34 protein-coding genes are annotated in these 26,261 nt (G+C 35.9%); 32 read left to right on the top strand and 2 right to left on the bottom strand.

What is annotated here, in order from left to right; genetic code table 11:
- Positions 1-4: 4 nt before the first annotated feature.
- The 3 genes from C3L23_RS08820 to gmhA are packed head-to-tail and all read left to right on the top strand — an operon-like array spanning position 5 to position 2,432.
- Complete coding sequence (locus tag C3L23_RS08820) at positions 5-436, top strand: four helix bundle protein (RefSeq protein WP_246831067.1); 432 nt, start codon at positions 5-7, stop codon at positions 434-436.
- Complete coding sequence (rfaE1, locus tag C3L23_RS08815) at positions 429-1,859, top strand: D-glycero-beta-D-manno-heptose-7-phosphate kinase (protein WP_127681868.1); 1,431 nt, start codon at positions 429-431, stop codon at positions 1,857-1,859. Before C3L23_RS08820 ends, rfaE1 begins: the two co-directional genes overlap by 8 nt.
- 15 nt (positions 1,860-1,874) lie before the next feature.
- Positions 1,875-2,432 carry a D-sedoheptulose 7-phosphate isomerase gene (gmhA, locus tag C3L23_RS08810; RefSeq protein WP_127681866.1) on the top strand — a complete coding sequence of 186 codons (558 nt, stop codon included), beginning with the start codon at positions 1,875-1,877 and terminating at the stop codon, positions 2,430-2,432.
- Here gmhA and murG read toward each other — a convergent pair.
- Both murG and C3L23_RS08800 read right to left on the bottom strand, forming a co-directional pair.
- Positions 2,412-3,431 (bottom strand): undecaprenyldiphospho-muramoylpentapeptide beta-N-acetylglucosaminyltransferase, encoded by a 1,020-nt coding sequence (murG, locus tag C3L23_RS08805; protein ID WP_371264364.1) that lies wholly within the window; start codon positions 3,429-3,431, stop codon positions 2,412-2,414. The two genes, gmhA and murG, sit on opposite strands and share 21 nt — an antisense overlap.
- A 30-nt stretch (positions 3,432-3,461) precedes the next feature.
- Positions 3,462-4,598, bottom strand: coding sequence for an FtsW/RodA/SpoVE family cell cycle protein (locus tag C3L23_RS08800; protein ID WP_246831120.1), 1,137 nt, complete (start codon positions 4,596-4,598; stop codon positions 3,462-3,464).
- Positions 4,599-4,718: 120 nt separating this feature from the next.
- Here C3L23_RS08800 and flgB point away from each other — a divergent pair, with 120 nt between their 5' ends.
- The 29 genes from flgB (at position 4,719) to C3L23_RS08655 (ending at position 26,189) form a co-directional block, all read left to right on the top strand.
- On the top strand, positions 4,719-5,153 hold the full coding sequence (gene flgB / locus C3L23_RS08795) for a flagellar basal body rod protein FlgB (protein ID WP_127681862.1): 435 nt from the start codon (positions 4,719-4,721) through the stop codon (positions 5,151-5,153).
- 10 nt (positions 5,154-5,163) lie between these two features.
- On the top strand, positions 5,164-5,661 hold the full coding sequence (flgC, locus tag C3L23_RS08790; protein WP_127681860.1) for a flagellar basal body rod protein FlgC: 498 nt from the start codon (positions 5,164-5,166) through the stop codon (positions 5,659-5,661).
- Between the two features lie 9 nt (positions 5,662-5,670).
- Positions 5,671-5,961: a flagellar hook-basal body complex protein FliE gene (gene fliE, locus C3L23_RS08785; protein ID WP_127681858.1), complete on the top strand. Its 291-nt coding sequence runs from the start codon at positions 5,671-5,673 to the stop codon at positions 5,959-5,961.
- Positions 5,962-6,011: 50 nt separating this feature from the next.
- Entirely contained in the window at positions 6,012-7,667 is a 1,656-nt protein-coding gene (locus tag C3L23_RS08780) for a penicillin-binding protein 2 (protein WP_246831065.1), read from the top strand.
- A gap of 139 nt (positions 7,668-7,806) precedes the next feature.
- Positions 7,807-8,760, top strand: a complete 954-nt coding sequence (locus tag C3L23_RS08775) for a mechanosensitive ion channel family protein (RefSeq protein ID WP_246831064.1) — start codon at positions 7,807-7,809, stop codon at positions 8,758-8,760.
- On the top strand, positions 8,753-10,096 hold the full coding sequence (locus tag C3L23_RS08770; protein ID WP_127681852.1) for a hypothetical protein: 1,344 nt from the start codon (positions 8,753-8,755) through the stop codon (positions 10,094-10,096). Before C3L23_RS08775 ends, C3L23_RS08770 begins: the two co-directional genes overlap by 8 nt.
- Positions 10,097-10,169: 73 nt before the next feature.
- Positions 10,170-10,592: an Hsp20/alpha crystallin family protein gene (locus tag C3L23_RS08765; protein WP_127681850.1), complete on the top strand. Its 423-nt coding sequence runs from the start codon at positions 10,170-10,172 to the stop codon at positions 10,590-10,592.
- A 123-nt stretch (positions 10,593-10,715) separates the two neighbouring features.
- A complete protein-coding gene (locus tag C3L23_RS08760) occupies positions 10,716-12,002 on the top strand; it encodes an NCS2 family permease (RefSeq protein ID WP_127681848.1) in 1,287 nt (428 codons plus the stop codon).
- Positions 12,003-12,282: 280 nt separating this feature from the next.
- Entirely contained in the window at positions 12,283-12,396 is a 114-nt protein-coding gene (gene rpmJ / locus C3L23_RS08755) for a 50S ribosomal protein L36 (RefSeq protein ID WP_041361679.1), read from the top strand.
- 3 nt (positions 12,397-12,399) lie between these two features.
- Positions 12,400-12,768, top strand: a complete 369-nt coding sequence (gene rpsM / locus C3L23_RS08750) for a 30S ribosomal protein S13 (RefSeq protein WP_127681846.1) — start codon at positions 12,400-12,402, stop codon at positions 12,766-12,768.
- Between the two features lie 10 nt (positions 12,769-12,778).
- Positions 12,779-13,171 carry a 30S ribosomal protein S11 gene (rpsK, locus tag C3L23_RS08745; protein ID WP_012663886.1) on the top strand — a complete coding sequence of 131 codons (393 nt, stop codon included), beginning with the start codon at positions 12,779-12,781 and terminating at the stop codon, positions 13,169-13,171.
- Positions 13,172-13,173: 2 nt separating this feature from the next.
- Positions 13,174-13,800 carry a 30S ribosomal protein S4 gene (gene rpsD, locus C3L23_RS08740; protein ID WP_127681844.1) on the top strand — a complete coding sequence of 209 codons (627 nt, stop codon included), beginning with the start codon at positions 13,174-13,176 and terminating at the stop codon, positions 13,798-13,800.
- Positions 13,801-13,813: 13 nt separating this feature from the next.
- Complete coding sequence (locus tag C3L23_RS08735; RefSeq protein WP_127681842.1) at positions 13,814-14,806, top strand: DNA-directed RNA polymerase subunit alpha; 993 nt, start codon at positions 13,814-13,816, stop codon at positions 14,804-14,806.
- Positions 14,806-15,174 carry a 50S ribosomal protein L17 gene (gene rplQ, locus C3L23_RS08730; RefSeq protein WP_127681840.1) on the top strand — a complete coding sequence of 123 codons (369 nt, stop codon included), beginning with the start codon at positions 14,806-14,808 and terminating at the stop codon, positions 15,172-15,174. Before C3L23_RS08735 ends, rplQ begins: the two co-directional genes overlap by 1 nt.
- Position 15,175: 1 nt before the next feature.
- Positions 15,176-15,472, top strand: a complete 297-nt coding sequence (locus C3L23_RS08725) for a NifU family protein (RefSeq protein ID WP_127681838.1) — start codon at positions 15,176-15,178, stop codon at positions 15,470-15,472.
- Positions 15,447-15,815, top strand: a complete 369-nt coding sequence (locus C3L23_RS08720) for a hypothetical protein (protein WP_246831063.1) — start codon at positions 15,447-15,449, stop codon at positions 15,813-15,815. Before C3L23_RS08725 ends, C3L23_RS08720 begins: the two co-directional genes overlap by 26 nt.
- An 18-nt stretch (positions 15,816-15,833) precedes the next feature.
- Positions 15,834-17,081: a UDP-N-acetylmuramoyl-L-alanyl-D-glutamate--2,6-diaminopimelate ligase gene (locus tag C3L23_RS08715; protein WP_127681836.1), complete on the top strand. Its 1,248-nt coding sequence runs from the start codon at positions 15,834-15,836 to the stop codon at positions 17,079-17,081.
- A gap of 48 nt (positions 17,082-17,129) precedes the next feature.
- Positions 17,130-17,465 carry a ferredoxin gene (locus C3L23_RS08710; protein ID WP_127681834.1) on the top strand — a complete coding sequence of 112 codons (336 nt, stop codon included), beginning with the start codon at positions 17,130-17,132 and terminating at the stop codon, positions 17,463-17,465.
- A 9-nt stretch (positions 17,466-17,474) separates the two neighbouring features.
- Positions 17,475-17,849, top strand: coding sequence for an aspartate 1-decarboxylase (gene panD / locus C3L23_RS08705; protein WP_127681832.1), 375 nt, complete (start codon positions 17,475-17,477; stop codon positions 17,847-17,849).
- The gene (locus C3L23_RS08700; RefSeq protein ID WP_127681831.1) at positions 17,849-18,136 is read left to right on the top strand and encodes a YbaB/EbfC family nucleoid-associated protein; all 288 of its coding nucleotides are present in this window, start codon (positions 17,849-17,851) and stop codon (positions 18,134-18,136) included. The genes panD and C3L23_RS08700 overlap by 1 nt, the downstream gene beginning before the upstream one ends.
- Positions 18,133-19,032, top strand: coding sequence for a hypothetical protein (locus C3L23_RS08695; RefSeq protein WP_127681829.1), 900 nt, complete (start codon positions 18,133-18,135; stop codon positions 19,030-19,032). The genes C3L23_RS08700 and C3L23_RS08695 overlap by 4 nt, the downstream gene beginning before the upstream one ends.
- 3 nt (positions 19,033-19,035) lie before the next feature.
- Entirely contained in the window at positions 19,036-19,875 is an 840-nt protein-coding gene (locus C3L23_RS08690) for a polyprenyl synthetase family protein (protein WP_127681827.1), read from the top strand.
- Between the two features lie 19 nt (positions 19,876-19,894).
- The gene (gene tkt, locus C3L23_RS08685; RefSeq protein WP_127681825.1) at positions 19,895-21,751 is read left to right on the top strand and encodes a transketolase; all 1,857 of its coding nucleotides are present in this window, start codon (positions 19,895-19,897) and stop codon (positions 21,749-21,751) included.
- The gene (locus C3L23_RS08680; protein ID WP_127681823.1) at positions 21,748-22,845 is read left to right on the top strand and encodes an alanine--glyoxylate aminotransferase family protein; all 1,098 of its coding nucleotides are present in this window, start codon (positions 21,748-21,750) and stop codon (positions 22,843-22,845) included. Before tkt ends, C3L23_RS08680 begins: the two co-directional genes overlap by 4 nt.
- Positions 22,842-23,657, top strand: coding sequence for an ATP phosphoribosyltransferase regulatory subunit (locus C3L23_RS08675; RefSeq protein WP_127681821.1), 816 nt, complete (start codon positions 22,842-22,844; stop codon positions 23,655-23,657). The genes C3L23_RS08680 and C3L23_RS08675 overlap by 4 nt, the downstream gene beginning before the upstream one ends.
- On the top strand, positions 23,650-24,891 hold the full coding sequence (locus tag C3L23_RS08670; protein WP_127681819.1) for an adenylosuccinate synthase: 1,242 nt from the start codon (positions 23,650-23,652) through the stop codon (positions 24,889-24,891). The genes C3L23_RS08675 and C3L23_RS08670 overlap by 8 nt, the downstream gene beginning before the upstream one ends.
- Entirely contained in the window at positions 24,888-25,310 is a 423-nt protein-coding gene (locus C3L23_RS08665; RefSeq protein WP_127681818.1) for a flagellar export protein FliJ, read from the top strand. The genes C3L23_RS08670 and C3L23_RS08665 overlap by 4 nt, the downstream gene beginning before the upstream one ends.
- On the top strand, positions 25,297-25,737 hold the full coding sequence (locus tag C3L23_RS08660; protein WP_127681816.1) for a Sua5/YciO/YrdC/YwlC family protein: 441 nt from the start codon (positions 25,297-25,299) through the stop codon (positions 25,735-25,737). Before C3L23_RS08665 ends, C3L23_RS08660 begins: the two co-directional genes overlap by 14 nt.
- A gap of 80 nt (positions 25,738-25,817) precedes the next feature.
- The gene (locus C3L23_RS08655) at positions 25,818-26,189 is read left to right on the top strand and encodes a hypothetical protein (protein WP_246831062.1); all 372 of its coding nucleotides are present in this window, start codon (positions 25,818-25,820) and stop codon (positions 26,187-26,189) included.
- Positions 26,190-26,261 lie beyond the last annotated feature (72 nt).

The following is a 26,261-nucleotide window of genomic DNA, read 5'->3' as shown; positions in this document are numbered from 1 at the left end:
AAGGATGAAGGGAGAAGAAGCAAGGATGAAAGTGAAAGGGGTAAGGATAAAGGATGAAGGCAGAAGGAGGAAGGGGAGAAAGAACAGTTACAGGAATTTGATAGTTTGGCAAAAATCTATGAAATTGGTAAAAGAAATATATAAAATTACTATGGTGTTTCCAGATGAAGAAAAGTTCGGGCTTACTTCTCAAATAAAAAGAGCCGCTGTTTCAGTTCCAAGTAATATTGCAGAGGGAAAAGGTAGAGGGACGAACAAAGATTTTATATATTTTTTATATATTGCTCTGGGTTCTTTGTATGAATTACAAACGCAGTTGGAACTTGCTAATGAACTCGGCTTTGTTAAAAGTATTGACGCAATTGATACTTTATCGGTGGAAATAGAAAAAATGATTAATGCATTAATTAATTCTAAAAAGGATAATAATGAATAACAACCTTCAACCTTCAACCTTGGAACTTAAACCTACAATAGCTGTAATAGGTGATTTTATGATAGACCACTATCTGTGGGGCAGGAGTGACAGGATTTCACCGGAAGCGCCTGTACCTGTAGTGGAAGTGATTAAGGAAGAAGACAGGCTCGGAGGTGCCGGAAATGTCGTAAATAATCTTTTGGCACTCGGAAGCGATGTGCTTGTTTCAACTGTAGTAGGCAAAAATTCCGAAAGGCTTGTTAATCTTTTAAAAGAAAAAAACATAGATACCGCAGGTATATTTACGGATTTAAGCAGAGAGACTATTGTAAAAAGCAGGGTGATTGCAAGCAATCATCAGGTAATAAGATACGACAGGGAAACAAAAACTCCGATAACTTCCGAATATGAAGAAAAAATATTAAATTATCTCAATGAAAATATTGAAAAAATAGATTTGATACTTTTAAGCGATTACGAAAAAGGCGTTTTGACGAAATCTTTAACGCAGAAAATAATTAAACTCGCAAACAGAAACAATAAAAAGCTTATAATCGATCCTAAAAAAGATTTCTCTAAATATATAAACGCATGGATGATTAAACCTAATAAAAAAGAATTATCAACTGCTGCCGGAATGGAAATAAATTCTGAAGAAGACCTGATTAAAGCCGGATGGAAAGTCAAAAAAGAACTGAATCTTGATTTTCTGCTTGTGACACTCAGTGAAGAGGGAATGGCGCTTTTCGGAGATGAATATATAAAAATCCCTACAATCGCAAAAGAAGTGTATGATGTAACGGGTGCGGGCGATACGGTTTTGGCGAGTCTAGGGTATTATCTGAGCAAAAGTGGAGATTTAAGAAAAGCCATGAATTTTGCAAATGCGGCGGCGGCTGTTGTAGTAAGTAAAATTGGAAGCGCAACCGTTACGCTTGAGGAAATTGAAGAGACAGAAAGAAGAATAGACAACAGTGTGGATTATAAAATAGTGGATTTTGAAAAAATAACCCATATCGCAAATGACTTAAGGGCTCAAAACAAAAAAATTGTTTTTACAAACGGATGTTTTGACATATTGCATTTGGGACATGTTAAGTATCTTCAAAAAGCAAAAGCCCTCGGGGATAAATTGATAGTCGGGGTAAATTCAAACGCTTCTGTGAGCAGACTGAAAGGGCCTGAAAGACCGGTAAACGACCAATATGACAGGGCTTATTTGCTGGCCAGTCTTGAAGTGGTGGATTTTGTGGTTATATTTGAAGAAGATACGCCATATGAGCTTATAAAACAGATTAAGCCGGACATTTTAGTGAAAGGAAAAGACTACGAAGGCAAAACTGTAGTCGGAAGCGATATAGCAAAAGAAGTTAAACTCATAGATTTTGTAGACGGAAAAAGCACCACGAATATAATTAAAAAAATGAAAAATGAAAAGTGAATTGAAGGATAGAAAATGGAAATTTTAAAAAACTGTTTGGACGAACATATAGAAACGGCAAAAAAAATGCAAGAGCTGCTGCCTCTTATATTAAGAGCCGGAAGTATGTGTGTAGATGCGTTAAAAAACGGGAATAAAATACTACTTTGCGGTAATGGGGGAAGCGCTGCGGACGCCCAGCATATAGCGGCGGAGCTTAGCGGAAGATTTAAAAAAGAGCGCCGGGGCCTTGCCGGTATTGCACTGACTACGGATACTTCCGCCTTGACCGCAATAGGAAACGATTATGGATTTGAATATATATTTTCAAGACAGGTGGAAGCTATAGCGAAAAAAGGCGATGTACTGATCGGAATTTCTACAAGCGGCAATTCAGCAAACGTGCTAAACGCAATCGATAAAGCAAAAGAAACAGGCTGTAATGTTATAACCCTTACGGGAAAAGACGGTGGGAAAATGGCAAAAGCCGGAGATGTGAATATTGTAATACCTTCGGATGATACGCCTAGAATTCAGGAAATGCACATAATGGTTGGGCATATGATATGCGCGTTAATCGATAAGGGATTTTAATATTTCATCTACAATAATTTCCGCTCCCTTTTTTTGATTTATATTTTTTAGATTGTCGGATATTTGATTTAGATCGGCTTCAAATATTAATTTTTCTGTTTTTTCAATGTCAATATCGTTTTGTCTTATTACGAACCCGGCGTTTTTATCGGCTAAAAATTTAGCGTTGTAATACTGGTGGTCTCCCGCTGCATACGGATAAGGTATGAAAAGAGTCGGAATCAGGTTTGCCGCAAGTTCGAACAGAGTCGAGGCTCCGGCCCTTGAGATAGCAAAGTCCGCTGTTGATATTTTATTTACCAGGTGTTTGTCAAAATCAAACACATCCGCTGTTATGTTTTCTTTTTCGTAAAATTTTTTTACTCTCTCAAAGTCCCTTTTGCCTGTCTGATGAATAATACTGATATTTTTTTCTTTTAGTTTTGGAGCGAGTTTCAATGCAAGGTCGTTTATCGCCAAAGCGCCCTGGCTGCCTCCGAGGAAAATCACGGTTTTTAGTTCGTTTCTTATCCTTGCCGTATCAAAAAATATATCTTCCACAGGATACGGGTCGTTATAAAGAAAAGTGTTAAAAAATCTCCTGCTAAAAGGTTTAAGCAGTCTGTTCAGTGAGCCTATGTGTGCGTTTTGTTCGTGTATAAAAAGAGGGGTTTTTGACATTACCGCCGCAAAACTCGCAGGGGCGGCGGAATATCCTCCTACGCTGAAAACAGCCTGAACATTGTGTTGTTTTAACAGTTTTTTGGTCCGGTTTGCAAGCTTTAGAATATGTAAAAACGATGAAATTTTTCCGAGCCCTTTTTTGTTTACGACTCCTCTTGAAGGTAAAAAATAGCTTTTTTCAAATCCGCCGTCCTTTTCAAACCAGTCTTTGTCCGCACCGCTTGTGGAGCCGATATATATTGGTTTTATGCCTCTTTTATTGAGTTCTTCTTTGATTACTTTTGCTATTTTGAGGTGTCCACCCGTTCCTCCTCCCGTTATTGCAATTTTTTTAATTTTCAATTTTCAATTCTCCATTCTCAATTCTCAATTCAGTTTCGCTTTTTTACTGATCATTAAAACCATTCCGATTGCGGTGCATAAGGCCACAAGGGAGCTTCCCCCGTAACTTAGAAAAGGGACGGTCAGACCTTTGATCGGGATTAAAGAAGTTACACCAAGTCCGTTAAAAATAAACTGAATCATTATAAGTGTTCCTACTCCGAAAGCAAAGAGCTGGTATTCTTTTTTTTCGTTTCTGTTGGCTATTTTGTATATTCTGTAAACGAGAGCGAGCATCAGTATAACGATTACGCTTATGCCGATAATGCCCGTTTCTTCCGCTATTCCGGCTAATACGAAGTCCGTATGTACGTCTGAGAGAAATCCCAGCTTAAAAATACCGTTTCCTATTCCCTGGCCGATTATACCTCCGTGGTATATAGCGTTTAATGACTGCTCTACCTGTCCGTAGCTCATTTTGCTTTCCACAGTTACATTCGGGAAAAAGTTGTTTGTCATTAAATGAAGCCATGCTTTAAATCTTGCGTATCTGTATCCGGAGGACAGTACTGCCGCTATAAATACGAAAATACCGCCGGCGAGTATAAGGGTAAATGTCTGAAATCTCCCTCCCGCTATTAAAAGCATAAACGCAAACAGCAGTCCCATAACCATTACCTGTCCTAAATCTGACTGGTATGCCAGAATCAGATACCAAAAACCTCCAAGTATAATAAAATAAGGCAGTATAAGTTTAAATTCTTCCTTTAAAGAAGGAATTGCCTCTTTTTTAACTTTTCTCGTAAACGACCATGAAAGAAAGAAAATCACACCTAGTTTAAAAAACTCTACCGGTGCGAATTTAAAAGGGCCGATTTTTATCCATCTTTTGGCGCCGTTAATAATAGGCGCGACGCTTTCAGGAAGAAAAGGCATCGCAATTACCAGTATGGCCGAAGTTATTAATATAAACCAGCCTATTTTCTCAAACCATTTATCAGGATCAAGTTTTGCAAATAAAACCATTATTCCAAATCCCAGTATTCCGAATCCTATGTATCTTACAACAAAGTGGTATTCGCTTAAATGTTTGGCGTGTTCGAGATATACGGGCAGGGAATATGAAAAAAGAGCGCCTATTAACATCAAGATTCCGACAATAATGAATATCAGGGAGTCCACTTTTTGCAAAATTAACCTTTATGAAGTATAATATTGATAGAATTTTAACAAAAATTTATATTAAAAACAGTTATAAAAATACGGAATAGAAATTGCTTGTAAAAATAAAAAGGAGTAAATGTGGCATTTGAAATATCAAAAAGCTTTGATATCTTAGAGCAGTCTTTACATTACCGCAAAATAAGACAGGATATGATTGCCAGTAATATTGCAAATGCCGATACTCCTTATTACAGACCGAAAGATATAAGATTTGAAGATGCGCTTCAGGAAGAAGTGGATCAGAAATTCGGAATTCACAATGGAACGCCTAAACTAAAACTGGCTCAAACAGAACCGGGGCATTTATCAGGGTTTGACGATAGCGAAGATGTTAAACCGGTTGTTTTTTACAGAGACGGCCATTTGGCGAGAAACGACGGCAACAGTGTGGATATTGACGTGGAAACTACCGAAATGGCAAAAAACAATATCGCTTACAACGCTACAATTCAGGCGTTAAGAAAAGATATAGATATTTTTAAAGCGGTAATTGATTCAAGTAAAAATATATAAAGGCTGAGTAATGGGATTTTTTAACAGTTTTGATATTTCGGGATACGGTCTTTCGGCGGAAAGATTCAGAATTAATATAATTTCCGAAAACATCGCAAATGCCAATACAACCAGAACTCCGGAAGGAGGACCGTACAGAAGAAAAGAGGTTATCTTTAAAGCGGTGCCTTTTGAAGACCAGTTAAATCAAGAAATTGATAAAACTGCCGATTTTCATCAGTATGAAAATCCGTTAGATGAGTCGGGGGAAGACAATGCGGTTGCAAAACCTCCTATTGAGACGGTAGTTGTCGATAAGGTGGTAAGGGACGATTCAAAACCTATATTAAAATACGACCCGAGCAATCCGGATGCGAATGCTCAGGGGTATGTGGCGTACCCTAATATTAATCCGGTTATAGAAATGTCCGATTTATTAGAAGCGACAAGGGCTTATCAGGCAAACGTGGCGGCTTTTCAAAGTGCCAAATCAATGGCGAATAACGCTATAAGCATATTACAAAGTTAAGGATAGATAATGGCTTTTATAAACAAAGTTGATAATACTGGCAGTATCGGAAATGTTGCTAATAATAAAAACAAAGCCGACGGCAGTTTTGAAGATCTGTTAAAAAAAGAAATAGATACAACCAATAATATGATGGAAGACGCAGATAAAGCGCAGGCCGATATAGCAACAGGAAATGTCGAAGATTTGGCAAAAGCTTCAATTACAATTCAAAAAGCCGAGATGCAGATGAAAATGGTTTTGGAAGTAAGAAACAAAGCCATTAACGCTTACAAAGAGCTGCTTAAAACTCAGATTTAATGAAAAACAATAAAATCCCTTTAATATACATTCTCTTTTTTCTTCTTGTTATGGCGCTGTTCGGTGCATTTTTGTTTTTCAGCGTAAGCAGACCCAAAAATTATTTTAATCCGAAAATTACTAAAATAGAAAGCGCTGTAAGAGGAAATATTAAAACAAAAAATTTTACTCTCGCAAAAAGCGAAAAAGTATACAGCGTATATATTAACCCGGCTTATATATCAAGCGATAAAAAAAGAATGTTTGTGGATCTTTTCAGTATTTACACCGGAATTGACAAAAGAACTCTTTACAGAAAATTAAGATCCCATAAAAAAAGAGTTCTTCTTGCAAAGGTGGATTTAAAAACGAAACAGCAGCTGGTATATCTCAGACGTATACTGGATCATTACAGGGTATTTAATTCGTTTAACGGTGTAAGAAGGGCATACGATATAGAAAGCGTAATATACGTATCGAAAGATAAAGTTGAGGGACTTTTTAAAAGAATATATCCTTACGGCAATACGTTTGAACCGTTTTTGGGCAGATACCTTAAGGATCAGGGCAGAGGCGACAACGGTATCGAAGAATATTACGACAATATATTAAAACCGCAAAGAAACGGTAAGATTGCAGGATACAGGGATGTGAGCGGCAATATAATTTATGATAAAAATTCGGTTGTAGTATATCCTGTAAACGGTAAAAATATTACACTTAACATTAATCTGATTTTGCAAAAAAGAATAGAAAAACTGCTTGACGAAGCAAAATCTCTTTATCAGGCAAAAGAGGTAATGGCTGCCGTAATGGATTCAAGAACCGGCAAAATTCTGGCAATTGTGTCTTCAAACAGATTTGATCCGAACCATATTACGAAAAAAGACATACCGAATATGAAAATAAGCGCCGTAAGGTATCTTTATGAGCCTGGGTCTGTGATGAAGCCGATTACTTTTGCGATCCTTTTGGAACACGGAAAGGTAAATCCTTACGAAGTATTAAACGCATATAACGGTAAATGGAAACCGAAATGGAGAAAAACGTATATAAGGGATGACGACCCTTTCCAATGGCTAAGCGCTGAAAACGCCCTTGTTTATTCAAGTAATATCGTAATGTCCCAGCTCGCACTGAGATTAACGCCTAGCGAATTTTATAACGGTCTTAAAAGTTTCGGATTTTCGGAATACAGCGGAATAGATCTTCCTTATGAACTTAAAGGTGTTATCAGAAGCATGAAGGAGCTTCAGTATCCTATATACAAATCCACTACGGCATACGGATACGGTATTATGGTGAATTTCGTTCAGCTTCTCAAAGCATATAACGTATTTAACAATAACGGAATAGAAGTTACGCCGAAAATTGCCGATGTAAAAACTACGTATAAAAGAGTTTTAAAAGCTAAAACGGCAAATGAAATGTTGAGGATTTTAAGAAAAATCGTATTAAAAGGGACAGCCAAAAACGCTTATATCGACGGTATCTTTACAGCGGGTAAAACCGGTACCGCACACGTAAGCGTTCATAATAAATATGAAAAAATATACAATTCTTCATTTTTCGGTTTTGCTGATGACAATACCCACAAATATACCATTGGAGTGACCTTTTTAGACATTAAAGCCCCTTTTCCGAATTACTTCGCTTCGCAGAGCGCTGTACCATTATTCAAAAAAATTGTTATAATAATGAAGGATGAAAAATTAATAGGGGATTAATATGGAAAAAAATCTTCCTCAAGCTCTGCTTGATATACTCAATTACCAGTTTCTGTCGCTTCCATTATATAAGATTTTAACAGCTTTTTTTGTATTTTTTTTGTTTCTGTTCGCCAGGAAATTTTTTACTCTTATTGTTTTGTCTTTTTTTAAAAAACTGGTCTCTAAAACAAAAACTGAAGTTGATGATAAATTTTTAAATGCAATAAGAGAGCCGGTAAGATTTATATTTATAATAGCGGGTATTTATTTTTTGCTTTATTTTTTAGAAATAAACAGCACATTGCTGAATCACGTATTAAAGGGTCTGTTGATTTTTGATCTCTTTTGGATGATTTATAACATAATTACCGAGTTTGAAGATTATGTATACCGTTTTTTGGGCAAATTCGGCAAAGCCTCAAGAGAACTTGCTTCTTTTTTAATCAAAATAACAAAGGTGTTTGTTGTAACAGTCGGCGTTGTGGCTCTGCTTCAGGACTGGGGCATTAACGTTACCGGATTTTTAGCTTCATTGGGTCTTGGAGGTTTGGCTTTCGCTCTTGCCGCAAAGGATACGGCGGCTAATATTTTTGGCGGCATTGCTATTTTAACGGATAATATATTTAAAATAGGAGAATGGGTAAAAATAGGCAGTGCCGAAGGAATAGTGGAAGATATAGGAATGCGAACCACTAAAATCAGAGCTTTTGATAAAAGACTTATCGTAGTTCCAAATTCCGTAATAGCCAATTCGGATGTGGAGAATTTCAGCCGCAGAGACAGACGCAGAATCATGATGCGTCTAGGGCTTACATACGACACTACACTTGAAACAATGGAAAAAATACTCAATGAAATAAGAAAGACGCTTTTAGAACATCCTGATATTCATAATGATCCTATATTAATTTATTTCGATGAATATCAGGACAGCAGTTTGAGCATTTTTTGTTATTTTTTTACAAAAACTGCGGTTTGGGACGATTATTTAAAAATAAGGGAGGATGTTAATTTTAAAATAAAAGAAATAGTAGAAAAAAACGGTGCTTCATTTGCTTTCCCGTCAAACAGCTTATATATTGAAACGCCGGTAAGGATTGAAAATGTTTAAAAGATTTAAAAAATTTCATAAAAAAACATTAAAATATAAAGTATTGTTAGGTTTTTTGGTAGGAATGGGTATTGCAATTTTTTTAATATTGTTAATGTTAACACCGGTGGGAAGTGCCGTATTAAAAAAAGTAATAGAAACGAAAATAGACAAATATATGCCCGGTACGGAAATAACGTATTTGGATTACGGGGTTAATAATTTTTCTCTTGTTGCAAAAAAAGGACACAATGTTGTTAAAATTTACGGTGCCTTATTCCCTTTTAATGCTATGTTTGAAGGGAATGTGCAAAAATTAAGCGATTTGTCTCCTTATTTTCAGGGAAAAATGAATTTAAGCGGGAAAATATATACTGACAGAAATAACATTGTTATAGACGGTATGTCTTTTTTTGCAAACGGATATATGAATTTTAAAGTTAACATTGACGATAAAGTAGATATGGATGCTAAAGGAAGCGATTTTAATCTGCAGAAAATTTTATATATGCTTAAAATAGACTATCCATGGGTAAGCGGACAGACTGATATGCAAATTAACAAACATAATTCAGTTTATAAAGCGGTTTTTAAAACTACAGGGGAATATAAAAACCGTATAAAAACCGATTTTAAGGCCGTTACCGATTTAAATATTAAAAATCATAATGTTTCTTTTAATTCAAATATAGAGTCCGGTATCGGAAATATTATTTTGAACGGAAGAATTTTTAATGATTACTGGGAGTCTAAATTTAAAGCTGAGAATCTCGATTTAAACAAACTGCAGCCGATTTTATTATATCCTTTTAAAGAAAAAACCGATATGCACGGTATTTACGAGTCTTCAAACGGCGTTTTGAAATTTAAAGGAGACAACTTTGAAGGTTTTGCCGATTCAAGAATAGAATTAACATTTAAAATGAACGGTAAACAGTTTTTCAGTCATATAGGTGTTATGCAGATATTAGATGGAGATATATCCGGAACTGTTAAAATATATGACAAATTAGGCACTTTCGATATTGTCAGCAATAATACGAAATTTCTAAATAATAAACTGATCAAAAAAATATATTACCTGACAGGAATTAATCTTTCCAAAGAAAATACCGGAAAAGTGTTTTTTAAAGGTATGTTTGATAATAAACATGCGGTATTTGATATGCTCAGTACCAATCAGAATATATCAATCAGTATAAAAAAAGGCGAATTTACATATCCTGATAAGTATCACATTATAGTTTATCTCAGAAAAGGAAACAATGTATTTAAACTGTTGTTGGAAAACGGAAAAATAAAAGTATTGGAAAAAAGAGACTTTAGGCAGGTGGATAATAAAATATTAGTCTTTTAATATCAACTTTATTGACAAAATATTGTAAATTTTGTATAATTACGATGTTAAAATTCTTTAAAAGGAGGGGACAATGTGGCCAACAGTGTTCGATCCGTTTAGAGAATTACAAGATATCGAAAGAAGACTCGGAGCTGTATTAAATACAAACAGACCGGTTCAAAAAGTAGAAACCTTTACACCGGCAGTTAATGAAAAAGTAGATGAAAAAGGTTATTATTTAGAAATAGACCTTCCGGGTGTTAATAAAGAAAATATAGAAATTTCTGTAAATGAGGGTATTTTAACAATTTCCGGTGAAAGAAAACTTGAAAGAAAAGAAGAAAAAGAAAACTATACAAGAATAGAGAGCTTTTTCGGAAGATTTGAAAGAAGCTTTAAATTACCTGCGGATGCGGACAGCGAAAATATTGAAGCTAAATATGAAAACGGTGTATTGAAACTATTTATTCCAAGACGCAAAAAACCGGAAGGTAAAAAAATCGAAATTAAATAATCTTTCACCTTCCACCTTCTGCTTTCATCCTTTAATTCCTTACTAAATAAGACTTTTTTTGTAGCCATTTAATATCAGTTTCATATTTGTTATAATCTCCTTGAAATTAATCAAGGAGTAAAAATGTTTGAAAAACTCTTCAAGCTTTCTAAGCATAATACTACCGTGGGGACGGAAGTAAGAGCTGGATTTACGACGTTTCTCGCCATGATGTATATTGTACCGGTAAATGCCGGAATTATGAGTTTAACCGGTATGCCTTTTGATGCTTTGATTACTGCTACGGCGGTAGTGACGATTATTGCTACTATATTAAACGGTTTTTGGTCAAATACGCCTGTTGCAATGAGTGTCGGAATGGGCTTAAACGCCTATTTTACATTCGGTTTGGTTAAAGGAATGGGTATTCCTTGGCAGACAGCTTTAGGTGTAGTTATGATAAGCGGTTTAATTTTCCTTGTGCTTTCTCTAACACGTTTCAGAGCCTGGGTGTTTGAATCGGTGCCTGATGATTTAAGAAGAGCAATCAGTGCCGGTATCGGTGCGTTTATTGCTTTTATCGGACTTAAAGGTATGGGTGTGATTGTTTCAAACAAAGCTACTTTTGTTGCACTTGGAACAATTCATAATCCGGAAGTTTTATTAGGAATTTTAGGCTTTTTTGTTGCTGCAGTTTTATATGCATACAGGGTAAAAGGAGCTTTTATAATCTCAATTGCGGTGACTTCTATTATCGCATGGGTGTTCGGACTTGCCCAAATGCCTCAGGGCGTAGTTTCAATGCCTGCAAGTATGGCGCCTATAGCGTTTCATTTTGATATTATGAGCGCTTTAAAACTTTCACTGCTTCCTGTAATAGTAACGTTCTTGGTTACGGATTTGTTTGATACTATAGGAACGCTTGCCGGTATCGGTATGAGAGCCGGACTTTTTAAAGAACCTGTAGAACTTGAGAAAACTCTTCAGGCAGACGCTGCTGCCACAGTTATCGGTGCGACTCTCGGTACATCTACTACAACTTCTTTTATTGAAAGCGCAGCAGGAGTTGAAGAAGGGGGAAGAACGGGTCTTACTGCTATAGTTACCGGATTACTGTTTGTAACAACTCTGTTTTTCCTTCCAATATATAAAGCTATTCCTGATAACGCAATTTATCCTATTCTTGTAATGGTCGGTGTTTTAATGTTCGGTGAGCTTAAAAATATTAATTTTTCTGATACTACAACGGCTGTGAGCGTATTTATTACAGTACTTTTAATGCCTTTAACTTTTTCAATTACTATAGGATTAAGCGCAGGGTTTGTAGCTTATTTCATATTGGCTTTATGCAGAGGAGAAAAAGAAAAACTTACACTCGGAACGCTTTCTATTGCTATAATCGGACTCTTAATGTTTATAGTTCATCCTTAATTTCCTTTAATTAAGGAAATAATAGAACTATTTTTTCTTCTCTTTTTCACTTTTCACTTTTTACTTTTTACTTTCAAACATATTTATATGGTATAATTCCATCCCCCTGAACGTAAAAGAGGTTTTGCAATTAGTAAGTAGTTTAGTTGTGGGGTTGTGAAGTTGTGAAGCTGTTTCACAAACTTTGCAAAATCGCAGCTGACTAATTGCAAGAGCTGGTCTTTGTACCTAAGGGGCGTTTAAACGGAAAACGTATTTTCCTAAAATTTAAGGAGAAGTTATGAAAGTTAGAGCATCAGTTAAGAAAATTTGCCCTAAATGTAAAGTGGTAAAAAGAAAAGGGATTGTAAGAGTTATTTGTGAAAATCCTAGACATAAACAAAGACAAGGATAAAACATGGCAAGAATTGCAGGGATAGACTTACCTAAAAAGAAAAAAATCGAGTATGCACTTCCGTATATTTACGGAATCGGACTTACAACAAGCAGAAAAATTTTAAAAGACACAGGAATTGATCCTGAAAAAAGAGTTTACGAACTTACTGAAGACGAAGTTTCTACATTAAATAAAGAAATTCAGTCAAATTATATTGTTGAAGGTGAACTAAGAAAAATCGTTCAGCTTAACATTAAAGAACTTATGGACCTTGGGTGCTACAGAGGTTTAAGACACAGAAGAGGACTTCCTGTTAGAGGTCAGAGAACTAAAACCAATGCACGTACTAGAAAAGGTAAAAAGAAAACTGTTGGCGCAAAAGCTAAATAAAGGGTGAGAGATGGCTAAAAGAAAAGTAACTAAAAAGAAAAAAATTAAAAAACAGGTTGGTCGCGGGGTTGTTTATATTTCAGCGACATTCAACAACACAATGATTACTGTAACTGATGAAATGGGTAACGCATTATGCTGGAGCAGTGCGGGTGCGCTTGGATTCAAAGGTAGTAAAAAATCTACACCTTTCGCAGCACAGCAGGCAGTAGAAGACGTAATGGCTAAAGCCAAAGAATACGGAATTAAAGAAGTAGGTATTAAAGTACAAGGACCTGGTGGAGGTAGAGAAACTGCAGTAAAAACTGTTGGTGCTATTGAAGGTATTAAAGTACTTTGGATGAAAGACGTAACTCCGTTACCTCACAACGGATGTAGACCAAGAAAAAGAAGAAGGGTGTAACGATGGCAAGATATACAGGACCAGTTGAAAAAATTGAAAGAAGATTAGGTGTTTCACTTGAACTTAAAGGTGAAAGAAGATTAGCTGGAAAATCAGCGCTTGACAAAAGACCTTATGCACCAGGACAGCATGGACAAAGAAGAACTAAAATTTCTGAATACGGCCTACAGCTTAGAGAAAAACAAAAAATTAAATTCTATTACGGTGTATTAGAAAAACAATTTAGAAAATTCTTTAAAGAAGCAAACAGACAAGAAGGTAACACAGGGGAAAACCTAATTAAGTTACTTGAAAGAAGACTTGACAACGTAGTTTACAGAATGGGATTTGCATCTACTAGAAGATTTGCAAGACAGCTTGTAACACACGGGCACGTTTTAGTAAACGGTAAAAAAGTAAACATTCCTTCTTATTTAGTAAAAGAAGGCGACAGAATCGAAATTAGAGAAAAATCAAAAAATAACGTACAAATTCAAAGAGCTCTTGAACTGTCACAGCAAACTGGTATAGCACCATGGGTTGACGTAGACAGAGAAAAACTAGTTGGTGTATTCCAAAGAGTTCCAGAAAGAGAAGAAGTAAATATTCCGGTAGAAGAAAGACTAGTAGTTGAGTTGTACTCTAAATAATAGGGGCTAAAAAATGAATAAAATAAAAACAGAAGTTTTAATTCCAAGCGATGTTTCTTTCAAAGAAGAAGGAAACAAAGCTACAATCGAAGTATATCCTTTCGAAGCCGGGTTCGGCGTTAGCGTTGCTCATCCGATCAGAAGAACGCTTATCGCATCAACTCCCGGTTTTGCACCTATCGCACTTAAAATAGAAGGTGTAAAACACGAGTTTGATTCACTGAAAGGTATGCTTGAAGATGTTGCAAGTTTTATTATTAACCTTAAAAACATCAGATTTAAAATAAAAGAGGGCGATGAAGCAGTAGTTGATTATGTATTTGTAGGTCCTAAAGAAATTAAAGGCAGCGATCTTGCTAATGATTTAGTAGACGTTGTTACACCTGATGAATATATTGCAACATTAAATGAAGAGGCAGAGCTTAAATTAACTTTAATTATCAGAAAAGGTATGGGATTTGTTGCCGTTGAAAACTTCAGAGATGAAATTCCTGAAGGATTTATAGGTCTTGACGCATATTTCAGCCCTGTAAAAAAAGTAGTTTATAATATTGAAAATATTCTTGTTGAAGATGATCCTAATTTTGAAAAGGTAATTTTTGAAGTAGTAACTGACGGACAGATAAGTCCGATTGAAGCATTCAAAAATGCCGTTAATAATTATTTAAATCAATTCAGCGTATTTTCTAAAGAGTTTAAATTAGAACAGAAAACATCACAAAGCGTAGAGCTTGACGAAGTTTACAATGTACTTTTTGAACCTATTGAAAATCTGAACTTAAGAAGCAGAAGCTTTAATGCTCTTGACAGAGCAGGTATCAGATTTGTAGGTGAGCTTGTACTTATGGGTAAAGAAAAAATTTCAAATATTAAAAATCTTGGAACTAAATCTTTAGAAGAGATTTTTGACAAACTTGAAGAAATCGGATTCCCGTTAAACAAAACATTGCCGCTTGATATTAAAAAAGCAATCGAAGATAAATTATCACAACTTAAGGAGAATTAATGAGACATAAACACGGATACAGAAAGCTTGGTCGTGTTAGTGAGCACAGACTTGCGCTTCTTAAAAACTTGGCATGCGATTTAATCGAAAATGAAAAAATTGAAACAACAGTTCCAAAAGCAAAAGAACTTAGAAAATATATCGAAAGAATTATCACAAGAGCTAAAAAAGCTGATTTTAATACACACAGACATGTATATTCAAAACTAGGATCAAACGAAAGAGCAAAAGCGGCTACTAGAAAAGTTATTGAAGAAATTGCTCCTAAGTTTGAAAACAGAAACGGTGGATATACTAGAATTATTAAAACAAGATTCAGAAGAGGTGACGCAGCTGAAATGTGTATAATCGAATTCGTTGGAGAATAATATGGCTGATATTCCTTTTTCTAACGAAGAACTGAAAGAAGCAGTGGCTGGCGTACTTGATGAAGTCAGACCTATGCTTCAGATGGACGGCGGCGATGTAACGCTTATTGATGTTAGAAAACCTGTAGTTTTTGTACAGCTTCAGGGTGGCTGTGTAGGATGTGCAAGTGCCGGTGCAACACTTAAATACGGTATCGAAAAAGCATTGAAAGAAAAAATACACCCTGAACTTGTAGTTATGAACGTACCTCATGGATATGAGGATAAATTGGATGAGCTTGTCAAATATTCATTTTGATTTAAAAGAACTCCTTAAATCTGCAATAGAAAAAAAGGAGTATGAAAAAGTTATGAAGCTTATGGAAAAGCTCGTAACTGATTCTTCTTCTCCTTTTAATTCTGAAGAAATTAACGGTATACTTTTTAGCGATGTCAAACAGATTGTCAAAACAAAAGAAGATTTGGAAAATATTTTATTATCTACAAAAGTTGTTTTTGAAACAAAAGAGGACTTATTGGAATTTTTTGAAATGCTTTTAAATTACGGCTACAAAGACAGCGCAATAAGCTATTTTGAAGATATGCTTTCAAAAATAAGCGATTATGAATTAATCGAAGGTTTCAATACACTGCTGCAGTAATGTGTGATATAATTTGGTATGGATTATAAAAAACTGTTATTAAACGGATTGATTACAGATAACACACAGGACCTTGATGATAGTAAAATATTTTTAAAAACCGCTCAAAACAGTAAATACGCTGTTAATATTCAAAATTTTCTAACACCTGCAGAATTTATAAAATCATTAAATCTTAAAACCAAATTTATCGGCATTACAGGAACAAATGGTAAAACAACTACCGCATTCGTTTTAGGGTATCTGTTACATCAGCTGGGTTACAGTGTAGGAATACAGGGAACCGAAGGATTTTATTTAAACGGTGAAAAAAAAGAAATCAAAACACTTACAACTCCTCCTATAATCACAACTCTCAAAAGAGCCGTACAATACGAACCGGACTTTTACATTATGGAAGTAAGCTCGCATGCAATAGTTCAGCAAAGGACTGAGGGCATTGAGTTTACGGCTAAAATACTGACTTCGTTTTCACAAGACCATCTTGATTTTCATAAAACAATGGAAGAATATAAAAAAGTTAAAGAGAGCTTTTTAAAAGATGATGCTCTGAAAGTGGTTAATGGAAAATTGAGAATGGAGAATGAAGAATTGAGAATTGAGAATTCAAATTTTTCATTAGTAGATGTAGGTGGTTATGAGTTTAAAGTTAATGCAAACAATTTATATGTTTTAGACAAACCTATAGTTGATGATATTCCAATGGCAGGAGAATTCAATAAAATGAATTTTTCTCTTGCTTTAAAAACAGCGGAAATTTTAACTAATTCTCAATTCTCAATTCTCAATTCTCAATTAAAAGATTTCAAGGGTGTCCCCGGCAGAATGGAAATAGTGTCGAAAAATCCTATGTCAATTGTTGACTTTGCACATACGCCGGACGGAATGGAAAAAGTGCTAAGCGCCGTAGAAGGCAAAAAAATAGTTGTTTTCGGAGCGGGAGGAGACAGGGATAAAGATAAACGGCCTTTAATGGGCGAGGTTGCCGATAAATATGCCGATTATATAATTATTACGGAAGATAATCCAAGATGTGAAAAAGCGGAAGATATATGTAAAGAAATCGCAAAGGGTATAAAAAGCAAACCGTTTGAGATTATTACCGATAGAAAAGAAGCTGTTAAGAGGGCTGTAGAGCTAGCTAAAGAAAAAGGGTATATTTTAATGGTTTTAGGCAAAGGCGATGAAAATTACATCCAGTATTGCAATAAAAAAGTAGATTACAGCGACAGGGAAGTTATAAAAAGTTTAATAAAAAATTTGTAAAATAAAGAAAAATATGATATAAGTCGCAAAAAATTTAAGGAGCGTAATATGCAAATGCCAAAACCAAAAAATATAATATATATGTGTCAGGTAAAAAGACCGCCTAGTTTTCCAAAACCTAGCTGTGTAAGAGAAGGGAAGGAAGATCTTTTTCCGTATACGCAACAAAAAATGATGGAACTAGGGATTGACCCTATGGTGAACTGGATTGTACCTACAGGATGTCTTAACAGATGTAATTTCGGACCTGTAATGCTGGTAGAGCCGGGTCAGTATATGTATGTTGATCTTGACAAAGAAAAAATAGACAGAATATTAAAAGAACATATAATTGAAGGTAATCCAGTAAAAGAATATTTAATTCCGGAGGAATTCTGGGCATAAGGAATAGCTATGACAATAGAAATGCTTTATTCTAAAATTCACAGAGCGACGGTAACCGATGCAAACCTTAATTATGTCGGTTCCATTACGATTGATGAAGAGCTTATGGAAGAAGCGAATCTTCTTGTTGGACAAAAAGTCGATATAGTGAATATCAATAACGGAGAAAGATTTTCAACGTATGTCATTAAAGGCGAAAGAGGCAAAAGAGATATATGTCTAAACGGCGCAGCTGCGAGAAAAGTGCATCCCGGAGATAAAATCATTATAATCGCTTACGCCTCAATGACGCCCGATGAAGCCAAAGAATTCAAGCCTTCTGTATTGATTGTAAATGATAATAATGATATAATCGAAAAAACCACATATTTGCAGGAGGGGTAATGCTTGGAAATTTAGATTTGAATGAAATGCTTCAAAAACTTCAGGAACAGATGCAAGAAGCCGATAATAAAACATATACCGCAACCAGCGGCGGCGGATTGGTCGAAGTTACTGTTAACGGCAAATTTGAAGTTATAGATATAAAAATCGACGATTCACTGCTTGAAGACAAAGAATCTCTTCAGATTTTATTAATGAGCGCCGTTAACGACGCGATAAAAATGGCCGTTGAAGATAAAAAATCTCAGGCTATGAATATGTTTGGAGGTTTGAATTTAGGGCAATGAAAAAACTGTTTTTTTTAATTATTCCTTTTTTTCTTTTTGCTTTTGCCTATCCTGACTTCAGACCGTGCTATAAAAAATATTCTTATATTAAAACCCTTATTCCTGTTGCCAAAGACAAAAGTGTAACTTTTAATAAAAAAGATTGCTTCCGGTACGATCCTTTTACCGGAATATGCGTTATAAAACATAAAAACAAAAGATATATAAGCTTTTTTACTTCTCCAAAACTGGGATGGTGGGCTGCCAGTATAAAACACAATGAAATTTACGTAGGTAATTTTGCAAAAGACGAAGTGTATTTTATTCCTGCCAAATTAAGCGTCGAATCGGAAAAAAACAGTGTAATAACCGATATGTTCTGCAGGGCTATAGGTGTCGGCACGGGCAACGGGTTTATAAAAGGCGATATGGTAAAACATTTTGTGAAATACGGTTACTGGGGAGATATCGGTATAGAAGTTGATGAAGATATGAATATCGTCAGTTTTGATCCTTTTTATATTAAAGGAATAAAACTGAATGAAAAAATTACATATATAAACGGTAAAAGAGCGACTCCCGCACTCTTTTCAAAATATATTCTGCAAAACACAATCGGAAAAACGGTTAAAATCGTAATAAATTCTAAAAAATACAGTTTAAAAATCAGAAAGAAAACATATGAATATACACCTTTGGAGCATTTTAGAATTAAAGTAAATAAAAACCTTGAAATAACGTCTCTTCCGAAAAAACTGCAGCAGATATACTTTATAAGACCCGGAGCTAAAATTATTAAAGTAAACGGCATGGAAATTAAAACTTTTGAAGAGCTTAAAAAAGCGCTTTCAACCTACAAAAATGTTACAATTTCATTATTACAGCAGGGTATAACAGCTACAATACCATTAAGGTAGGAAATGGAAGAATTTATAAAAAAAAATTTGATAAAAGCGGAGAGTTTTCACCCTTATTATGAAAAAGCTTTAAATGAGATGCTTTTAGCCGGAGGTAAAAGATTCAGGCCTAAACTTTTACTATCCGTAGTAAACGCATATGAGCCTTTACTTGTGGAAAACGCAAAATATGCGGCTTTTGCGCTGGAGCTTATACATACGTACTCTTTAATTCACGACGATCTTCCGAGTATGGATAATGCGGATTTGAGACGGGGACATCCTACGCTTCACGTAACTTATGACGAAGTGACTGCTCTTTTAGCGGGAGACGCACTGAACACTTACGCGTTTGAAGTGTTAAGCAAAGCGCCATTCAGTAGTGACGTTAAAGTCGAACTTATAAAAGTTCTGGCTCAAAATGCGGGTCCTGCCGGAATGGTGCTCGGTCAGGCAATAGACTGTTATTATGAAAATAAAAAATTAAATCTTGAAGAGCTTAAATTTTTGCATTTAAATAAAACCGGCAAACTTATCGCAGCTTCTCTTAAAATGGGAGCTTTAATCGTAAATAAAAACGATTTAGCCGACAGGCTTTACGATTTCGGTTTAAAGCTTGGGCTTCTTTTCCAGATTCAGGATGACCTTTTAGATCTTTTAGAGAGTGAAGAAACGGGTAAAACAACAGGAGTGGATGAAAACAAAAACACTTTTGTGACACTGCTTGGAGAAAAAGAAACGCATAAAGAAGCGGATGCATTGGCAGCAGAGCTGGAAAATGAGTTAAACGTATTTGACGAAGAGTTAAAAAACGAATTAAACAAAGTTTTAAGCAAATATTTATACCGACACAAAAAACAATAGAAAACAAGGAGCAGACATAATGGAACTTAGAAAAAAAATGGCGGATACGATAAGGTTTTTGGCAGCTGATATGGTGCAAAAGGCAAATTCAGGGCATCCGGGTGCAGCTTTGGGATTAGCTGACGTTATGACGGTTTTTAGCGAAATTGTTAACGTTACACCTCATAATCCGGATTTTGTAAACAGAGACAGGGTTGTGTTTTCGGGAGGACATGCTACACCTCTTATTTATTCTCTTTTACATCTTTGGGGATATGACTTGAGTCTTGAAGATCTTAAAAACTTCAGACAGCTAGGAAGCAAAACTCCGGGACATCCGGAATACGGACACACACCGGGTATTGAAGTAACAACCGGGCCTTTAGGGCAAGGTGTGGCAAATGCCGTAGGTTTTGCAATGGCTAAAAAATTTGTTTCTAAAAAATTTCCGGAAATAGATCATAAAGTATGGTGTTTCTGCGGTGACGGAGACCTGGAAGAGGGTATTTCATACGAAGCGTGTTCTTTGGCCGGAAAACATAAACTTGAAGATCTGATTATTATATACGACAGCAACAACATATCAATCGAAGGTGAAGTGACTATCGCTTTTGAAGAAGATGTAAGAGAAAGATTCGAATCCCAGGGATTCAGAGTTCTTGAAATGAACGGACACGATTATGAAGATATTGAAAATAAACTCAAAGAAGCAAAAAACAGTGACGGAAGGCCTACTTTAATTATCGCAAAAACCGTAATAGCAAGAGGAGCGGTAGGACTTGAAGGAAGTGAAAAAACTCATGGGGCGCCTTTAGGCGAGGATGTAATTAAAAAATCAAAAGAAGCGGCAGGCTTTGATCCTGAAAAAACTTTTGTAGTTCCTGATGATGTATTAGTCAGATTCAGATGTGTAAAAGAAAGAGGGGAGCTTTTAGAAGCAGAATTCAATAAACAAGCTAATTTAGGTGAAATTAAAGCGTTTTTTGAAAAAGACTTCAGCAAAATAGAGTGGCCTGAGTTCGAAGAAGGCGCAAGTATAGCCACCAGAAAAAGCAACGGAGAAATTTTAAACGCCATAGCAAAAGCAGTGCCTAGTTTCTTGGGTGGAAGTGCGGATCTGGCACCTTCAAACAACACAACCCTTAAAGGCGAAGACGATTTTCCTCACGGAAGAAATATTCATTTCGGAATCAGAGAGCATGCAATGGCGGCTATTACGAATGCGTTCAGCGCGTACGGCTTCCTGCCTTTTGCGGCTACGTTTTTGGTATTCAGCGATTATTTAAGAGGTGCTCTTAGAATTGCGGCTCTCAGCAGCCATAAAAACTACTGGATATTCACACATGACAGCATAGTTGTAGGCGAAGACGGGCCTACTCACGAACCGGTTGAACATATTACGTCTCTAAGAGCCGTTCCGAATCTGTATGTATTCAGACCGGCAGATGCGAATGAAAACGTAAATTCATGGAAAGCGGCTTTAAATATCGATGCTCCGGTAGTGTTTGCGCTAAGCAGACAGGGACTTAGAAATATTACTCCAAAAGATATAGATTTAAGCAAAGGCGCATATGTTTTAAGAGAAGGAAACGCCGATATTACGCTTGTTGCAAGCGGAAGTGAAGTAAATCTTGCCGTAGAAGTCGCTAAGAGGCTTGAAGCAAGAGTTGTAAGCGTTCCGTGTTTTGATTTGTTAGACGAGCAGTCAGATGAATTTAAAAAATCTCTTTTCAAAGGAAGAGTGATAGCAATAGAAGCAAACAGAGGGTTTGAATGGTATAAATATGCGGATGAAGTAATCGGAATGGATACATTCGGTGCAAGCGGAAAAGGAAGCGAAGTATATAAACATTTCGGATTTGACGCAGATGCAATTATAAAAAGGATTGAAAAATGATATTAGCGACTCCGGGACCAGTTGAAATTCCCTATTTTGTGAGGGAGACTTATTTAAAAGACACAATTCATCACAGAACGCCTGAATTTAAAGAAATACTGCTTGATACGCTGAGCAGATTTAAAAATATTACCAAACTGCCATACAATGTATTTTTAAGCTCTTCCGGAACTGGAGCCATGGAAGCTGCTCTAATCAATACGGTAAAAAGCAAAGCCCTTACGATAAACGCCGGCAAGTTTGGTGAAAGATGGGGTAAAATAGCTAAAGCCCACGGTATAGAGTTCAGCGAAATAAAATATGACTGGGATACACCGGCAGCCGTTGACGATGTAATTGCTGCAATAAAAGAAGACAGTTCTATTGATACGTTTTTTATTCAGATAAGCGAGAGCGCCGGTGGACTAAGACACCCTGTAGAAGAAATAGCGGCGGAAATCAAGCTTATAAATCCGGATATTATAGTGGTTGCCGACGGTATTACCGCTCTTGGAGTGGAAGATCTGGATACTAGCAATATAGATATCGTAGTCGGAGGAAGCCAAAAAGCGTTTATGCTGCCTCCGGGGCTCAGTATGCTTGGAATCAGCGAAGCGGCAATGAACAGAATCGGAAGCGGAAAAGGCTTTTATTTCAACCTTGCAAACGAAATAAAAAAACAAAGCGAGGGAACTACCGCGTTTACTCCGGCAACGGGGCTTATTATAGCGTTAAACGAAGTTCTTAAAAAATTAGAAGAGATAGGGCTTGAAAAACATTATGAAAATACCGCAAAAAGACATAATGCCCTAATTGCTTCAATAGAAGCATTAGGTTTAAGTATTTTTCCTCAAAATCCGGCAAGATCAATGGCTGCGGTTTACAGTGAAAAAGCTGAGGAAATCAGAAAGATTCTTAAAACGAAATATGAAATAAACGTAGCAGGCGGACAGGACCATATGAAAGGCAGACTGTTCAGAATAAACAACATGGGTATTATAGAAGATTACAAAATGGAATATATTCTAAATTCTTTAGAGCTTGCTCTGGATGAGCTCGGAATCAGAGAATATGACGCAACGGCTGTGAAAGTTTACACTAAAGAGAAACTATGATATTAAAACACGACATACCTCAGGGAGCCAAATTATATTTTGGCAAAGAAGCCAAAATAAAAAGGGAAATAGAAAATATAGCGGCGGAAGTTTTCGAAACGCTTGAATACGAAGAAATTATTACGCCGTTTTTTTCTTATCACCAGTTAGAAGCGCTTGATGAAAAAGAACTTATCAGATTTACCGATTCTAAAAACAGAAGTCTTGCTTTAAGGGGAGACAGTTCAATTGACGTTATCAGACTTGTAATTAAAAGATTAAAAAGCGAAGCAAAAAAGTGGTTTTATATACAGCCGGTATTCAGAGCTCCCAGCAGCGAAATGTATCAGATAGGCGCTGAAAGCCTTGGCGGAGATCTGGTTGATACGTTAAAAACAAACAATCTTATTTTCGAAAGACTGGGTAAAAACTACACGCTTCAGCTTTCACATATAAAAATACCTCAAATGGCGGCTGAGCTTACAGGGCTTGAACTTGAAGATATAAAAAAGATGAGACTTTATAAATTCGATGAAGAATGGCTGAAAAAACTGGCCTCTGTGCATACGATCAAGGATTTAAATGATCTTAGTGTGTTTCCTGAGGAAATAGCAGTGCATTTAAAAGAGCTAAAAAACATAGCCGTTAACTTTGAAAATGCTATAATTGCACCGTTATATGTAGCAAATCTCAGATATTATACAGGTGTGTTTTATAGATTTATTAAAAATAACACGGTTTACGCAAAAGGCGGAGAATATATAGTCGAAGGTGAAAAAAGCGTAGGTTTTTCAATATATACGGATAATTTATTAAAGGATATAAATGGTTGATTTGATTGTCGGACTTCAGTGGGGTGATGAAGGTAAGGGGAAAATAGTTGATCTGGTTGCAAAAAACTATGATATCGTAATACGAAGTCAGGGAGGACATAACGCGGGGCATACGGTTGTGGTTAACGGCAAAAAATACGCGCTTCACCTGCTTCCGAGCGGTGTATTAAATCCTAATGCCACAAATGTTATTGGAAACGGCGTAGTTGTTTATCCTAAACAGCTTATTAAAGAGATAAACAGTTTCGGACATGATATTAAAAAAAAGCTTTTGGTTTCAGATAAAGCCCATATGATCCTTGATCATCACATAGCCATAGACCAGGCAAGGGAAAAATTAAGAGGCAAAAACGCAATAGGCACTACCGGCAGAGGAATAGGACCTGCGTATGCGGATAAAATAGCAAGAGTCGGCGTAAGAATGGGCGAACTTAAAAATATAGACAAACTCATAGATAAACTTACTCATTATTATGAAATGAATAAAGGTTATTTCGATTATCTTGGTGTTAAAATCCCGAGCGCCGAGGATTTAAGGGCGGAACTTCAGGAATGGCAGGACGAGCTGGGAGAACTTATTGTAAACACTACAAATTATCTTTGGGACAATATGGATAAAAATATGCTCCTTGAAGGTGCGCAGGCTACGCTTTTGGATATAGACCACGGAACTTATCCGTATGTTACAAGCTCCAATACAATTGCAAGCGGTGCCCTTACAGGCAGCGGTATTGCTCCTAAAAATCTCAATAAAGTAATAGGAATAGCAAAAGCATATACTACGAGAGTCGGAAACGGACCTTTTCCTACTGAAGATTTCGGTGAAGCCGGAGACAAAATCAGAGAACAGGGCGGAGAATACGGAACAACTACAGGAAGACCCAGAAGATGCGGATGGTTTGACGTTGTGGCCGCAAGATACGCTGTTACATTAAACGGCTGTGACGAAGTGGCTATTATGAAACTTGACGTATTAGACGGTTTTGATAAAGTAAAAGTATGCGTAGGATATGAAATAGACGGCAAAAAAATAGACTATTTCCCAAGTGAACTTGATGAGGTAAAACCCGTTTATGTGGAGCTTGACGGATGGAACGGCAGTGCCCGAGTGACAAAATGGGAAGATTTACCTGAAAACGCTCAGAAATATATTGAATTTATTGAAGAAAATATCGACACAAAAATAAAATACGTTTCAACCGGCGCGGAAAGAAATGCAACGGTAATCAGATGAAAACCAGATTCGACAGTGTTGTTAAAGTAAAAAAACAGGCGGTCGATAAAATAGAAAGAAATCTTCAAAAACTAAACTCAACAATCCAAAAACTAAATTCAACAATAGAAGAGCACAACAAAACTCTTCTTTCTTTTACTTTTCCAAAAGAAGGAAATTTTGCACTTCTTAATCAAATAAAACATCAGCAACATATTTTAAGGGAGGAAATACAGAAACTCAAAAATCAGATAATGGTTTTGGAAAGCAGGAAAAAAGAGCTTTTGGAAGAGCTTAAAAAAGCAAATATAGAATATGAAAAAATGAAATATCTCAAGGCGGAGGAGATAAAAAAGCTGCTTAGGGAGCAAAAGCTCAAAGAATCAAGGGATTTGGACGAAATTGCTATTTTGCTAAGGAAAAATAATGAATCCGAATAAAGTCTATCTGACTCAGACGGATACTACGGTTGGTTTTTTATCGCAAAACAGGGCAGAACTTAACAAAATTAAAAACAGGCCTCTGCACCAGCCTGTATTAAGAGAAGTGGACAGTTTAAAGACTCTTAAAGAGTTTGCAAGAGTTCCGGATAAATATAAAAAAATGATAAGAAGAGCAAAAAAAACAACATTTATTTTTCCGAACGGCGAGAGTTACAGGGTGGTTAAGGATGAGAGACATCTGGAATTTTTAAGGAAATTCAAATGGATGTATTCGACTTCGGCGAATCAGCATGGAAAAAAGTTTGACTTAATTTGGGCAAGAGAACAGGTTGATATTATTGTGGAAGATTCAAGAGGACTGTTCGAGGGGAAAGCCTCATCTATTTTTAAGTTATCAAGAGATAGAATTAAGAGAATAAGGTAAAATTGAGAATGGAGAATTTAGAATTGAGAATTATAAAAAAAGTCATATTTTTTACTTTCTGTTTTTCACTTTTCACTGTGATGTCCGGTTGTGCGACTAAAACCACACCCATATACGCCGTAATAAAAACACCGAAATTTAAAGCTGCGGACGAAGGTTTTTTGGAAAAAGGATTCGGATATAAGAAACTGACAATTTACAAGGCCGGAAACGTGCCTGTGGTAATAACGCTGAAAAATTCGTTTGTATGTCTTAACGGCAGATGTATGGATAAAGAAAAATTTATTAAAGAATATCTGCCAAAAGGTTATCCGAGCGACTTTTTTGATAAAATTTTAGACTATAAATGTCCGAAAGGATTTTTCTGTAAAACGGACGGTCAAAAAATTTTGTTTAAAGATAAAAAAAACAATATACTGATTATGATTAAAAATATTGATAGATTAAATTAATTATTTTAATAAACGGCGTTTGATATAATTTTTTATTTAGGAAAAAGGATATTCATTGAAAATATTAATAAC

This window comes from Nautilia sp. PV-1 (genome assembly GCF_004006315.1).
Lineage (GTDB): Bacteria > Campylobacterota > Campylobacteria > Campylobacterales > Nautiliaceae > Nautilia > Nautilia profundicola_A.
This window is presented reverse-complemented; position numbering and strand designations above follow the sequence as displayed.